The sequence below is a fragment of the Pseudomonas delhiensis genome, from assembly GCF_900187975.1.
GTDB lineage: Bacteria > Pseudomonadota > Gammaproteobacteria > Pseudomonadales > Pseudomonadaceae > Pseudomonas > Pseudomonas delhiensis.
The window spans coordinates 85,159-98,238 of the sequence record NZ_FZPC01000013.1 but is presented as its reverse complement, the minus strand read 5'-3'; the positions used below and the strand labels follow the sequence as shown (position 1 = coordinate 98,238).

Here is a 13,080-nt window from a genome sequence, read left to right as displayed (position 1 = left end):
CAACCCGGAATGACGGCCACACTACCGACTAAGGGACGATAGCCGCGGCTGACAAATGGTCGCCTAATGGCCCTGACAACAATAATTCAGGGCCTGCGCCAACCCGGGGTGTTCCACGGGGCGGGCGGTGGCTGGAGAGGTGCCCTCATGGACCCGACACGTTCGCGTATCTTCCTCGTTCTTTCCCTGCAGACTGCCGGCCTTCTCGCGCTGTTCATCGCCCAGTCGCTGGGTGGCTGGCCGCTGTCGCTGTGCCTGCTGCTCGGTTTCGCGCTGCTCTGGCTGCCCTGGTTCGTCGGCCAGCGCCGCAGCCTGCCCGGCGTATCGTCCGCGGCGCCGGAGCTGGCCGCGCTGACCCGCGACCTGTCCCGCAGCACCAGCCACAATGCGTTGTCCGCCGCCGGCGTGTCCTATTCCGTGCAGCGCCTGGTGGAGCGCCTGGCGTCGCAGCTGGTGGCGGCCGAGCAGATCGTCGGCAGCGCCGAGGTGATGATCCACACCGAGCGCGCCACCTCCAGCCTGGCGCGCCAGGCCATGGAGGCCGCCACCCAGGCCCGCGCCGGCAGCGATGCGGGGCGCGCCGAGCTGCAGCAGGCCATCGCCCGCATGCACCAGCTCAGCGGCCGCGCCGGCGAGAGCCGGGCGCTGATCGAGGCGCTGAGCCAGCGCAGCGAGGACATCCAGCGCGTCACCCAGGTGATCCAGTCCATCGCCAGCCAGACCAACCTGCTGGCGCTCAACGCCGCCATCGAGGCGGCCCGCGCCGGCGAGCACGGCCGCGGCTTCGCGGTGGTCGCCGACGAGGTGCGCGGGCTGGCCGCGCGCACCGCCGAGGCCACCGAGGAAGTGGGGCAGATGGTCGAGGACATCCAGCAGCGTACCGCCCAGGTCGCCGAGCAGATCCTCCAGTTGGCCGCCGACCTCGACGAGGGCCTGGCCCAGGTGGAAAGCACCGGTGGGCAACTGGAAGGCATCGCCGGGCTGGCCGCCGGCGTCGAGCGGCAGATCACCGAGATCGCCGAGGGTGCCGAGATCAATCGCCACCAGCTGGACAACCTGTTCGCCGCGGTGGAGAGCATGCGCGGCGACATCCGCGTCAGCGACGAGCAGACCCACCGCCTGGCCGACGCCGCCGTGCACCTGGAGGCCCAGGCCGAGGCCATCAGCGAGCGCCTGGCCGAGGTCGGCCTGGACGACTACCACCAGCGCGTCTACGACCTGGCCCGCGAAGGGGCGTCGAGCATAGGGGCGCGCTTCGCCGCCGACCTCGACGACGGCCGGATCAGCGTCGAGGACCTGTTCGACCGCCACTACCAGCCGATCCCCGGCACCGAGCCGCAGAAGTACGGCACGCGCTTCGACCGCTACACCGACGAGGTGCTGCCGAAGATCCAGGAAGACCTGCTGCAGCGCCACGAGGGCCTGGTGTTCGCCATCGCCTGCACCGCCGAGGGCTACGTGCCGACGCACAACCGCGCCTTCGCCCAGCCGCCCACCGGCGACCCCGAGGTGGACCGCCTGAAGAGCCGCAGCAAGCGCCTGTTCGACGACCGCACCGGGATCCGCTGCGGCAGCCACCAGCAGGCGCTGTTGCTGCAGACCTACTGCCGCGATACCGGCGAGCTGATGCACGACCTGTCGGTGCCGATCTTCGTCAACGGCCGCCACTGGGGCGGCCTGCGCCTGGGCTACCGGCCCGAGAGCATGCCGCTGAGCGAGACGCCGGCGCTGCGCAGCCCTATGCGGCGGGAAGCTGCGGCGGCCCGGTGAATGCCGGGCGGTGGAAGGTGAGGCCGTGCATCGCAGGATGCGCGGCCTTTTCGTTTGGGGGCGGCCGTTTGGCGTAGGGCGAATGACCGTTCGCGGTTATCCGCCGTTGGCCGGGTTGCCGGGCTGTCGGGGTGTCCGGCGTGGCCGATGAATCCAATCGCGGACGGAGTCCTACCCCGCCACCGCTGTTCCACCTGTAGGAGCGCGCCCTGCGCGCGAATCGCGGACAAGGTCCGCTCAGTCCCTGGTGAGACATGACATCTCCTGTAGGACTCTGTCCGCGATTTGGCGGATAACGCCGTAGGCGTTATGTGCCCTACGGACCGTGCCGGCGGATGGTTCGTGCGGCTGGGAATGAAAAAAGCCGCGCAGGAGTGAGGCGCGGCTGGAAGCGGCAGGCGTCGGGATGGGCCTGCCGAAAGCGTCGGCTTCAGTGGTGCCCGCAGAGGGCGTCGCGGCCACGTTCGCCGAGGATGTTGAACAGCAGGTTGAGCAGCACGGCCCAGATCGCGGTCATGGCGATGCCGCTGTGGGTGATCGGCTCCATCCAGGCGGGCAGGGCGGCGAAGAAGTCCGGGCGCACCACCGGGACCATGCCCATGCCGATGCTCACCGCCACCAGCAGCTGGTTGCGGCGGTCGACGATGTCCACCTCGTGGAGGATGCGGATGCCGCTGGCGGCGACCATGCCGAACATGGCGATGCCGGCCCCGCCCAGCACAGCCGGCGGGATCGAGGCGACCACGTAGGCGGCCTTGGGCATCAGGCTCAGGAGGATCAGGAAGCCGCCGGCGGCCACGGTGACGAAGCGGCTGCGCACCCCGGTCATCTGCACCAGGCCGATGTTCTGGGCGAAGGAGGAGTGGGTGAAGGTGTTCATGAAGCCGGCGAAGAAGGACGCCGTGGCGTCGCACAGCAGGCCGCGGCGCAGGCGGCGCGGGCAGATTTCGTCGCCGGTGATCTTGCCCAGGGCGAGGAACATGCCGGTGGACTCGACGAAGATGATCAGCACCACCAGGCACATGGACAGCACCGGCGCCAGGTGGAAGCTGGGCGCGCCGAAGTGCAGCGGGGTGACCACCTCGAAGGCCGGGCGGGCGTCGATGCCGGACAGGTCGACCATGCCCATGGCGCTGGCGACGACGTAGCCCAGCAGCATGCCGATGAGCACCGAGACGTTGGTCCAGAAGCCCTTGAGGAAGCGGTTGACCAGCAGGATGGCGGCCAGCACCAGGCTGGACAGGAACAGGTACTCCAGGGCGCCGAAGTTGGCCGCGCCCTTGCCGCCACCGGCCCAGTTGATGGCCACCGGGAACAGGCACATGCCGATGGAGGTGATCACGGTGCCGGTCACCAGCGGCGGGAAGAAGCGCACGATGCGGCTCATGAAGGGCGCGATGAGCATGCCGAACAGGCCGGCGGCGATGGTGGCGCCGAAGATGCCGTTGATGCCCACGCCGGGCATCCCGGCCATGGCCACCATGCTGCCGACGGCGGCGAAGCTGGCGCCCATCATCACCGGCATGCGGATGCCGACGGGGCCGATGCCCAGCGACTGCACCACGGTGGCGATGCCGGCGACCAGCAGGTCGGCGTTGATCAGGAAGGCGATTTCCTCGCGGGACAGGCCGGCGGCCTGGCCGACGATCAGCGGGACGGCCACGGCGCCGCCATACATCAGGAGCACGTGCTGGAATCCCACCAGCAGCAGTTGCAGCAACGGCAGACGCTGGTCGGCGGACGAGCCGGCAGCGTGGCGCTCAGTTACCTCGGACATGCAACACCTCGATTTTTATTGTTGTGTCACTGGTGGGCGCCGATCAGGCTCGGCGACCGGGTAGTACTGGCTCGCCACACCCCCGGGGCCGTGCGGGTGAAGCGGTGCGGGACTTTATAGCGTTGATGTGTATTCGCTTCAATATGTTTTTGTATACAACTAGCTAGTCGGCTTGTGAATGACGGGTTTCGGGTCGCTCTAGGCCGCGTGTTACGTGGTCTTGGCGGGATGTAGCCGTAGGTCGGGTGGGACTACAGTTTTATTCCGTGGAGTCGGTGTTCCTGTGGAGCGGACTTTGTCCGCGATTCGCGCGCAGGGCGCGCTCCTACAGGGCTTGGGCGGTGCAGGCGAAACATCGGGCGCGGGCCTTGCCGGCGGAATGGCGGACGGAGTCCTCCTACGAAAAGCCTGCGGGCATAAAAAAACCGCACCCGAAGGTGCGGTTTTCCTGGTTCCGGCGAACCGCGGTGGCTCAGTTGGTCTGGGCGCCCTTGGCGATCCAGGAGCCGATCAGGTTGCGCTCCTCCTGGGTCATCTGGGTGATGTTGCCCAGCGGCATGACCTGGGAGGCCACGGCCAGCGCCTGGATCTTCGCGGTCTGCGCCTGGATCTGCTGCGGCGTGTCGAACATCACGCCGGCCGGGGCGGCACTGAACAGCGGGCTGGTCGGCTTGGCCGAGTGGCACACGGTGCAGCGTTCCTGGATGACGTGATGAACCTTCTCGAAGTCGCCATTGCCACCGGCGCTGGCGGCCTGCGCCTGGGCTTGCGCCGGAGCGGCGGCCTTCTCGCCGTCTTCCTTGGCGCGCTCGGCGGCGGTCTTGCCGCCGATGGCGGTTTCCGGCAACGGCTGGTACTGCACCTGCGCGGCGTTGCCGACGGGAGCGGCGCTCTGCAGCGTCGGGCCGGTGACGAAGGCCAGCGCGATCATGCCCACGGCGCCGGCGGGCAGGGCCCAGGCCATGCCGTTGCCGTTGTGGCGGGTGTTGAAGTAATGCCGCACTATCACCGCCAGCGCCGCGATGCACGCCAGAATCAGCCAGTTATAGTGGCTGCCGTAGGTGCTCGGGAAGTGGTTGCTGATCATGATGAACAGCACCGGCAGGGTGAAGTAGTTGTTGTGGCGCGAACGCAGCAGGCCCTTGGCCGGCAGCACCGGGTCGGGCTCGCGGCCTTCCTCGATGGCCTTAACCAGCGCGCGCTGGGCCGGCATGATCACCCGGAACACGTTGCCGACCATGATGGTGCCGATGATCGCACCCACGTGCAGGTAGGCGCCGCGGCCGCTGAACACCTGGCTGAGCAGGTAGGCGGCGAGCACCAGCAGGGCGAACAGGATGGCGCCGAGCAGGGCGGGGGTCTTGCCCAGCGGCGAGTCGCACAGGGTGGAGTAGATGAACCAGCCGGCGATCAGCGAGCCGATGCCGATGGCCACGGCCGCGGCGGGCGCCAGGTCGCTGCCCGGGGCCACCAGGTACAGGCTCGGGTTCAGGTAGAAGACGATGGTCAGCAGGCATACGCCCGAGAGCCAGGTGGAGTAGGCCTCCCATTTGAACCAGTGGAGGTTGTCCGGCATCTTCGGCGGCGCCAGCTTGTATTTCTCCAGGTGGTAGATGCCGCCACCGTGGATCGCCCAGAGGTCACCGGAGAGCCCTTCGCGCGGGTTGACGCGGTTGAGGTTGTTCTCCAGCCAGACGAAGTAGAACGAGGCACCGATCCAGGCGATGCCGACGATCATGTGAATCCAGCGAACCAGCAGGTTCGCCCATTCGATGAGATGTGCTTCCACAGTCATTACCTCTTGCCCGGCCACCGGCGTCGCGGCGGACGGGCCTCTCTTATTAGTTTAGTTGGGGGTCGAGGAGCAGTTGCTCGTCCTCGGTGAAGAAATGCTCGTCGCAGTTGTTGCCGGAACCGCTGCGATCGACCACCAGGAAGTCATCCCGCTTTTCGATCGTCAGCACCGGGTGGTGCCAGACGCCGCGGTGGTAATTGATGCCCTGCCTTCCGTTGGTCAGGAAGGCACGGACCAGGCCCGGTACAGGTACGTCGCCAAGTGGCGCGACCACGACCAGAAAGGGGTTGCCGAGCAGCGGGATGAAGGCCTGGCTGCCCAGCGGATGACGCTCCAGCATGCGGATGCGCAACGGCATCTCCAGTGCTTCGGCGCTGAAGATGCTGATGATCGCCTTATCCTCGGGCTGCGCGGTCTCGACCGTGGCGAGCTTGTGATAACGGCGGGTGGAACCGTTGTTGATCATGAAGTGGGCGCTGCCCTCGGTCTCGATGACATCACCGAACGGGGCGAAGGCTTCCTTGGTCAACGGTTCGATCTTCAGGGTACGCATGGCTGGTCACTTGTGTTCGTTGTTCTGTGCCCGGGCGAGCCGGGGACCGCTTTTCCTTGCGTCACTCCCGCGAACGCGGGAGCCCAGTGTCTCTGGATCCCCGCGTTCGCGGGGATGACGGGGGAGGTGTTGCGCTTACCTGGCCACCTTGCCGAACAGGCGCAGACGGCTGACGCCACCGTCCGGGAAGATGTTCAGGCGCACGTGGGTGATCGGGCCCAGTTCCCTGATCTGCTCGATGAAGGTGTGCTCGTTGTGCATCTGCAGCTTCTGGCTCGGCAGCAATTCGCGCCAGTACAGGCTCTGGGTGGCGATCTGGCTGTCGGTGCCGCCCTTCACGAAGGCCGCCTGGATGTTGCAGCTCTCCGGGTAGTTGCCCTTGAAGTGCAGGGTGTCGACGACGATCTTCTCGACGATGCCGGCGTGGCCCAGCGCGACTATCACCCAGTCGTTGCCCGGGGTGCGGCGGCGGCCGGTTTCCCAGCCGTCGCCCATGTTCACGCCGCGGCCGGGGTTCAGGATGTTGCTCATGCGGCCGAAGTGCTCGTCGGAGCAGGCCAGGGCACGGCCGCCGTTGAGCGCGGCGGCGAGGTCGACCTGTTCGTCGGGGTTCTGGCTGGCCCAGTCGCGGAACGGGATGCCGTACACGCGCAGGCGCGCCACGCCGCCGTCCGGGTAGATGTTCAGGCGCAGGTGGGTGTAGGGGCGCTCGTCGTCGATTGCGTGGTAGTGGTGGCTGTTGCCCTGCAGCTCGACGGAGGACAGCACTTCGGTCCACTGGGTGTCGTCGCTCGGCTCGCCCTCGGCCACGAAGCAGCCGTCGATGGAGGCCGACGGCGGGAAGTTGCCGGTGAAGAAGCTGGTGTCGATGTCCACGCCCTTGATCGAGCCCGGCACGCCCAGGCGGATCACCGCGTGGTCGTAGCCCTCGAAGCGCTTGCGGCGGGATTCCCAGCCGTCCATCCACTTGCCGTTGTCGTCGAAGACGCCTTCCTTCCACACCGCGGGGGTGGGCTGCAGCATGCGGCTGGCAGCGGCGAACCATTCGTCGGTGACGCTGATCACCTTGCTCCCCAGGCGCTCGTCGGCCAGGTTGACGAATTTCTCGAAGGGAGCGTTGTAGGTTCTCATCTTGTTCTCCTTGGTGACGTGAATTTCCAGCCGCGGGCTCAGAGCTGCTGCAGGCGGAACATCGCGATCTTGTTGATTTCGGCCAGGGCGGTCTGGAACTCCTGCTCCGGCGTGTTGTGGATGCGTTCCTCGAAGGCCGCGAGGATCTGGTGGCGGTTGCTGCCCTTCACCGCCTTGATGAAGGGGAAGCCGAACTTGGCCTTGTAGGCGTCGTTGAGTTCGTTGAAGCGGGCGAACTCCTCGGCGGTGCATTCGTGGATGCCGGCGCCGGCCTGCTCGGAGGTGCTGGAGGCGGTCAGCTCGCCGCGCACGGCGGCCTTGCCGGCCAGGTCCGGGTGGGCGTTGATCAGTGCCAGCTGGGCTTCATGGCTGGCCGACAGGAGGATGTCGGCCATGCGCTGCTGCAGCGCCTCGATGTCGTTGAGGCTCTCGTCCACGCCCAGGTCGTAGGCCTTCTCGGCCACCCAGGGGGAATGTTCGTAGATGTCGGCGAAGGCGGCGACGAAGGCCGCGCGGTCGAGGCTGGCCGGGGTCAGGGTCTGGAAGCGGCTCATGCCTGGCTCTCCTTGAACGGGTGCTTTTCGTGCCAGTGGCGGGCGATGTCGACGCGGCGGGCGATCCAGACTTTCTCGTGGCCCTTCACGTACTGGATGAAGCGCTCCAGCGCGGCCAGGCGCGCCGGGCGGCCCAGCAGGCGGCAGTGCATGCCGATGGAGAGCATCTTCGGCGCGCCCTCGGTGCCTTCGGCGTAGAGCACGTCGAAGGCGTCCTTGAGGTATTCGAAGAAGTCGTCGCCCTTGTTGAAGCCCTGCACCTGGGTGAAGCGCATGTCGTTGGTGTCCAGGGTGTAGGGGATCACCAGGTGCGGCTTGGCGGCGGTGCTGGCCGGGTCCCAGTAGGGCAGGTCGTCGTCGTAGGTGTCGGAGTCGTAGAGGAAGCCGCCTTCCTCGCGCACCAGGCGCCGGGTGTTCGGGCCGGTGCGGCCGGTGTACCAGCCCTGCGGGCGTTCGCCGGTCAGCTCGGTGAGGATGCGGATGGCCTCCAGCAGGTGCTCGCGCTCCTGGGCCTCGTCCATGTACTGGTAGTCGATCCAGCGGTAGCCGTGGCTGCAGATCTCGTGGCCGGCGGCGACCATCGCCCTGATCACGTCCGGGTGGCGCTGGGCGGCCATGGCCACGGCGAAGATGGTCAGCGGCAGGTCGTACTTGCGGAACAGCTTGAGCAGGCGCCAGACGCCGGCGCGGCTGCCGTATTCGTAGAGGGACTCCATGCTCATGTTGCGCGCGCCCTGCAGCGGCTGGGCGGCGACCATCTCGGAGAGGAAGGCCTCGGATTCCTTGTCGCCATGGAGGATGCAGCGTTCGCCGCCTTCCTCGTAGTTGAGCACGAAGGACAGCGCGATGCGCGCGTCGCCCGGCCAGTGCGGGTGGGGAGGGTTGTCGGCGTAACCGATCAGGTCGCGTGGGTAGTCAGCGCTCACTGCAGTGTTCCTTCTTGTTGGGGGCGGCGCGGGGCGGTAGGGCGTGCGCCACCATGTTGCGAGATATTGTATACAAGTTGTGTGGCCGAATGTAAATACAATCCCGCACCCCGGTTTCGCCATCCGTCGTCATCCGCATCCGTCGGCAGGGCAAGCAAATTACCTGCCCAACCGGTCAGCTCGGTGGCCTCCGGCCTCAAGCGTACCGGCAGCGGATCGGAATGCCGCATGCTGGGGCGGTGGCGCCGTTTCGGGGCGTGGAAGCAAGTTTTTTGTATACAATATTTATGTGATGGCGTATTTTCGTTCCATCCAACCCGCCCCGCCGCCCTGCGCCGACGGGGCGCAACCCACACCACACCGAGAAGGAGGACGGCGTCCGCCGGCCGCGCCGGGGATGCCCAGAGCCCATGGGACGTTTGACGACGCACGTACTGGATTCCGCCCACGGCTGCCCCGGCCATGGCATCAAGGTCGAGCTCTACCGCGTGGAAGGCCAGCAGCTGGAACTGGTCGCCACCCGCGTGACCAACGACGACGGCCGTTGCGACGAGCCGCTGCTGCAGGGCGAGGACTTCCGCGCCGGGGTCTACCAGCTGCAGTTCAACGCCGGCGACTACTACCGCGCCCGTGGCCTGCAACTGCCGCAACCGGCCTTCCTCGACCAGGTGGTGCTGCGCTTCGGCATCGCCTCGGAAAGCGACCACTACCACGTGCCGCTGCTGATCTCGCCGTACAGCTACTCGACCTACCGCGGCAGCTAGGCCGCCATCCGGCTTCCCACCCCGACTCTTCGTGGAGTCCCATCGACCCGCCTCTGGCGGGTCCTTTTTTGCCTGTGTGTTCTTACTCCGGGGTGTTTTCGTAGGCTGGGTGTCGCTTCGCTCCACCATCCTACGCCGCCCCATCCACACCGCGTTCCCATGTAGGAGCGCGCCCTGCGCGCGAAATCGCGGGCAGGGCCCGCTCCTACAGGTTGATGCCGAACCTCTCGTCCGCGCCGGACAGCCCCCTCTCCCAGGGAGAGGGGGCGGAGTTAACCCTAAACATCATTGCTGCCGGTAAACACCGTTCGCGAGCAAGCTCGCTCCAGGTGCCAGCGCTTTTCGTAGGAGCGAGCTTGAGCGCGAACGGTTCTATGGCCTCAGCGGCTGAGCAGCGAGGCCCCGCCAGCGGTAGCGAAGAGCGCTGCGCTGCCGCGGTTGAACCAGGCCTGGCCCTTGCCCGAGCGCAGGAAGCGCGCGGCGCCGCGGGCGCCGAGGCCGTAGAACAGCTTGCAGGCGAAGTCGAGCGCCGCCCAGGTGAGGATCATCACCAGCAGTTGCTGCCACAGCGGGTGGTCGGCCCTGAGGAACTGCGGCAGGAAGGCGGCGAAGAACAGGATGTCCTTCGGGTTGCTGGCGCCCAGGCCGAAGGCCTTCCAGTACAGGCTGCGGAAGCCCGGGTTGACCGGCAGTTCCTCGGCGGCGCGCGGCTGGCCGGTGATGCGGGATTCCTGCCAGCTCTGCCAGGCCAGGTAGAACAGGTAGAGCGCGCCCAGCACCTTGAGCACGCTGAACAGCTTCTCCGAGGCCAGCAGCAGCGCGCCCAGGCCCAGGGCCGAGGCGCTGAGCAGGCAGATGGAGGCGCTGACCCCGCCGAGGAAGGCCGGCAGCGAACGGCGCAGGCCATAGTTGAGGCTGTTGCTGACCATCAGCAGCGACAGCGGGCCGGGAATCAGGATCACGATCAGGGCGGCGCTGCTGTAGAGCAGCCAGGTTTCCAGGTTCATCGCGGACTCTCGAATGCAAAGGCCCCGGCGTGTGTGCGCCGGGGCCGTGGCGGGGCTCGTCCAGATTACAGGAAGATGAATTTGGCTACAAATATCGCACAGAGTGCATACAGGCTGACGGTCACGTCCTTGTGGCGGCCGGTGAAGACCTTCATCGCCACGTAGGTCACGAAGCCCATGGCGATGCCGTCCGCCACCGAGAAGGTCAGCGGCATCATGATCACGGTGACGATGGCCGGGATGGTCTCGGTGTGCTCCTGCCAGTCGATGTGGGCCAGGCCGCCCATCATCAGCATGGCCACGTAGATCAGCGCGCCGGCGGTGGCGTAGGCGGGGATCATGCCGGCCAGCGGGGCGAAGAACATGGCGGCGACGAAGAGCGCGCCGACGGTCACCGCGGTCAGCCCGGTGCGGCCGCCGGCGGCCACGCCCGCGGCGCTTTCCACGTAGCTGGTCACCGGCGGCACGCCGAGCACGGCGCCGACCACGCTGGAGGCGCTGTCGGCCTTCATCGCCTTGGACAGGTTCTCGATGCGGCCGTCCTCGCGCACCAGGTGGGCGCGCTGGGCCACGCCCATCAGGGTGCCGGCGGTGTCGAACATGTGCACGAAGAGGAAGGCCAGGATCACGCTGATCATGGTCACGTTGAAGGCACCGGCGATGTCCATGGCCAGGAAGGTCGGCGCCAGGCTCGGCGGCATGGAGAACACCCCGCCGAACTGCACCAGGCCCAGGGCGATGCCGGCCACGGTGACGGTGAGGATGCTGATGAGGATGCCGCCGAACACCCGGCGGTACTCCAGCACGGCGATCATCAGGAAGCAGATCGCCGCCAGCAGCGGGCCGGGCTTGGTCAGGTCGCCCAGGTGCACCAGGGTGGCGGGGCTGGCGACCACGATGCCGGCGGTCTTCAGGCCGATCAGCCCGAGGAACAGCCCGACCCCCGCGCCCATGGCGAAGCGCAGGCTCGGCGGGATGCTGTTGAGCAGCCATTCGCGGATACGCGAGAAGGTCAGCACCATGAACAGCACGCCGGAGATGAACACCGCGCCCAGGGCGATTTCCCAGCTGTAGCCCATGGTCTTGACCACGGTGTAGGTGAAGAAGGCGTTGAGGCCCATGCCCGGCGCCAGGCCCACCGGCCAGTTGGCGTACAGCCCCATGAGGAAGCAGCCCAGCGCGGCGGCCAGGCAGGTGGCGACGAAGGCCGCGCCGTGGTCGACGCCGGCGTCGGCCATGATGTTGGGGTTGACGAAAATGATGTAGGCCATGGTGATGAAGGTGGTCAGGCCGGCGGCCAGTTCCGTCTTCACCGTGGTGCCGTGCTGGCTGAGCTTGAACAGGCGTTCGAGCAGGCCGGTGGCGGGTGGGCTGGAGGCGACAGCGGTTTGTTGTTCTTGTTTGGTGCTTTCCACAGCGGGTACTCCTCAACGCTCTTGTTGTTGGTCCTTGCCGTCGGCTGGTTCACCTGCGTCCCTGGCTCGGCGGAAGGCTGTGAGGGTGTGTTCTTGACTTGCGAGTCAGGAAGTCACGCCGGCGATTATGAGGTTGTATACAAAAAAATCAAATAATGTTTCGTACCTATCGCTCGGCCTCTTCCAAACAATTCATCGGAAAATTCGTCCCGACATTGCGCAGAATTTGTACAGCGGATACGGCCGAATGCCGCAGGGCAGGGGGGATGCGCCGGGTGCGCGGCGCTGGGCATTTTGTGTACACTGGTGCCCATCATTTCGTCGCGCCCGCGTACCTGGCAGCGGATTGCCCAGGCCGCCGGTCCGCCCAACAAGGTTGAGGATCCATGACCGACCCGCTGCAACAGATCAAGAAGCCGGCGCGCAATGGCAAGAGCCGCACCGGCACGCAGGACGAGATCGTCTATGCGCACATCTTCGACGCCATCCTCGAACAGCGCCTGGCGCCCGGCACCAAGCTGAGCGAGGAGGCGCTGGGCGAGATCTTCGGCGTCAGCCGCACCATCATCCGCCGCGCCCTGTCGCGCCTGGCCCACGAGCAGGTGGTGCTGCTGCGCCCCAACCGCGGCGCGGTGGTGGCCAGCCCGAGCATCGACGAGGCCCGGCAGATCCTCTTCGCCCGGCGCACCGTCGAGCGCGCCATCACCGAGCTGGCGGTGGACAACGCCAGCGCCGAGCTGCTCGCCGAGCTGCGCGAGATGGTGGTGCAGGAACAGGCCAGCTTCGCCCGTGGCGACCGCGGCGCGGGCATCCGCCTGTCCGGCGAATTCCACCTCAAGCTGGCGGAGATGGCCAGGAACGCCCCGCTGGTCAGTTTCCAGCGCAGCCTGGTGTCGCAGACCTCGCTGATCATCGCCCAGTACGAGGCGGGCGGCCGCTCGCACTGCTCGTTCGACGAGCACAACGAAATCCTCGACGCTATCGAGAAAGGCGAGAAGGAAAAGGCCGTGACCCTGATGATGCACCACATGGCGCACATCGACGACAAGCTGAACCTGGAAGGCGACAGCGCCTCGGGCGACCTGCACGCGGTGTTCTCGCACCTGCTCGGCGGCAAGAAGAAGGGCGGCCGCACCGCGGCGCGCTGAGGCTTGCCCCATGAAAGAAAGCCCCGCCTGAGTGCGGGGCTTTTTCGTGGACGTGCACGTAGGGCGAATAACCGTTCGCGGTTATCCGCCGCCATCCGTGCCTCCGGGGCGTCCGGCATGGCCGGTGAATCCCTACGTGGGAACCCGGGAGCTTCGCGGTTTCGCATCACGCCGAACGGTCCCCTCTCCCGCTTGCGGGGGAGGGTTAGGGAGGGGGAACGGAGTCAGGGTTTGGCAGAA

General features: G+C 66.9%; 11 protein-coding genes. 3 read left to right on the top strand and 8 right to left on the bottom strand.

What is annotated here, in order from left to right; all coding sequences use genetic code 11:
• Positions 1–66 precede the first annotated feature (66 nt).
• Positions 67–1,770 (top strand): methyl-accepting chemotaxis protein, encoded by a 1,704-nt coding sequence (locus CHC02_RS13590; RefSeq protein ID WP_425262412.1) that lies wholly within the window; start codon positions 67–69, stop codon positions 1,768–1,770.
• Positions 1,771–2,200: 430 nt separating this feature from the next.
• Here CHC02_RS13590 and CHC02_RS13585 read toward each other — a convergent pair whose 3' ends face one another.
• The 6 genes from CHC02_RS13585 to puuE form a co-directional block, all read right to left on the bottom strand.
• Complete coding sequence (locus CHC02_RS13585; protein WP_089391980.1) at positions 2,201–3,547, bottom strand: nucleobase:cation symporter-2 family protein; 1,347 nt, start codon at positions 3,545–3,547, stop codon at positions 2,201–2,203.
• A 472-nt stretch (positions 3,548–4,019) separates the two neighbouring features.
• Positions 4,020–5,336 (bottom strand): urate hydroxylase PuuD, encoded by a 1,317-nt coding sequence (locus CHC02_RS13580; RefSeq protein ID WP_089392060.1) that lies wholly within the window; start codon positions 5,334–5,336, stop codon positions 4,020–4,022.
• Between the two features lie 52 nt (positions 5,337–5,388).
• Positions 5,389–5,895, bottom strand: a complete 507-nt coding sequence (locus CHC02_RS13575; RefSeq protein WP_043272149.1) for an ureidoglycolate lyase — start codon at positions 5,893–5,895, stop codon at positions 5,389–5,391.
• Between the two features lie 135 nt (positions 5,896–6,030).
• Positions 6,031–7,026 (bottom strand): allantoicase, encoded by a 996-nt coding sequence (gene alc / locus CHC02_RS13570; protein WP_089391979.1) that lies wholly within the window; start codon positions 7,024–7,026, stop codon positions 6,031–6,033.
• 38 nt (positions 7,027–7,064) lie between these two features.
• Complete coding sequence (uraD, locus tag CHC02_RS13565; RefSeq protein WP_089391978.1) at positions 7,065–7,580, bottom strand: 2-oxo-4-hydroxy-4-carboxy-5-ureidoimidazoline decarboxylase; 516 nt, start codon at positions 7,578–7,580, stop codon at positions 7,065–7,067.
• Complete coding sequence (puuE, locus tag CHC02_RS13560; RefSeq protein WP_089391977.1) at positions 7,577–8,506, bottom strand: allantoinase PuuE; 930 nt, start codon at positions 8,504–8,506, stop codon at positions 7,577–7,579. Before puuE ends, uraD begins: the two co-directional genes overlap by 4 nt.
• A gap of 410 nt (positions 8,507–8,916) precedes the next feature.
• On the opposite strand from puuE, the gene uraH reads away from it, so the two are divergent.
• Positions 8,917–9,270 carry a hydroxyisourate hydrolase gene (gene uraH / locus CHC02_RS13555; RefSeq protein ID WP_043272145.1) on the top strand — a complete coding sequence of 118 codons (354 nt, stop codon included), beginning with the start codon at positions 8,917–8,919 and terminating at the stop codon, positions 9,268–9,270.
• A 380-nt stretch (positions 9,271–9,650) separates the two neighbouring features.
• On the opposite strand, the gene CHC02_RS13550 is transcribed toward uraH, so the two are convergent.
• Together CHC02_RS13550 and CHC02_RS13545 are read right to left on the bottom strand one after the other, a co-directional pair.
• Positions 9,651–10,277 (bottom strand): LysE family translocator, encoded by a 627-nt coding sequence (locus CHC02_RS13550; protein WP_089391976.1) that lies wholly within the window; start codon positions 10,275–10,277, stop codon positions 9,651–9,653.
• Positions 10,278–10,342: 65 nt separating this feature from the next.
• On the bottom strand, positions 10,343–11,692 hold the full coding sequence (locus tag CHC02_RS13545) for an NCS2 family permease (protein ID WP_089391975.1): 1,350 nt from the start codon (positions 11,690–11,692) through the stop codon (positions 10,343–10,345).
• A gap of 386 nt (positions 11,693–12,078) precedes the next feature.
• Here CHC02_RS13545 and CHC02_RS13540 point away from each other — a divergent pair, with 386 nt between their 5' ends.
• Positions 12,079–12,840, top strand: coding sequence for a GntR family transcriptional regulator (locus tag CHC02_RS13540; protein ID WP_089391974.1), 762 nt, complete (start codon positions 12,079–12,081; stop codon positions 12,838–12,840).
• Positions 12,841–13,080 lie beyond the last annotated feature (240 nt).

Excerpts from the sequence above, each read along its gene's own strand:
- CHC02_RS13590 (WP_425262412.1), top strand. The coding sequence starts at position 67 with ATGGCCCTGACAACAATAATTCAGGGCCTGCGCCAACCCGGGGTGTTC.
- CHC02_RS13585 (WP_089391980.1), bottom strand. The coding sequence starts at position 3,547 with ATGTCCGAGGTAACTGAGCGCCACGCTGCCGGCTCGTCCGCCGACCAG.
- CHC02_RS13575 (WP_043272149.1), bottom strand. The coding sequence starts at position 5,895 with ATGCGTACCCTGAAGATCGAACCGTTGACCAAGGAAGCCTTCGCCCCG.
- alc (WP_089391979.1), bottom strand. The coding sequence starts at position 7,026 with ATGAGAACCTACAACGCTCCCTTCGAGAAATTCGTCAACCTGGCCGAC.
- uraD (WP_089391978.1), bottom strand. The coding sequence starts at position 7,580 with ATGAGCCGCTTCCAGACCCTGACCCCGGCCAGCCTCGACCGCGCGGCC.
- uraH (WP_043272145.1), top strand. The coding sequence starts at position 8,917 with ATGGGACGTTTGACGACGCACGTACTGGATTCCGCCCACGGCTGCCCC.
- CHC02_RS13550 (WP_089391976.1), bottom strand. The coding sequence starts at position 10,277 with ATGAACCTGGAAACCTGGCTGCTCTACAGCAGCGCCGCCCTGATCGTG.
- CHC02_RS13540 (WP_089391974.1), top strand. The coding sequence starts at position 12,079 with ATGACCGACCCGCTGCAACAGATCAAGAAGCCGGCGCGCAATGGCAAG.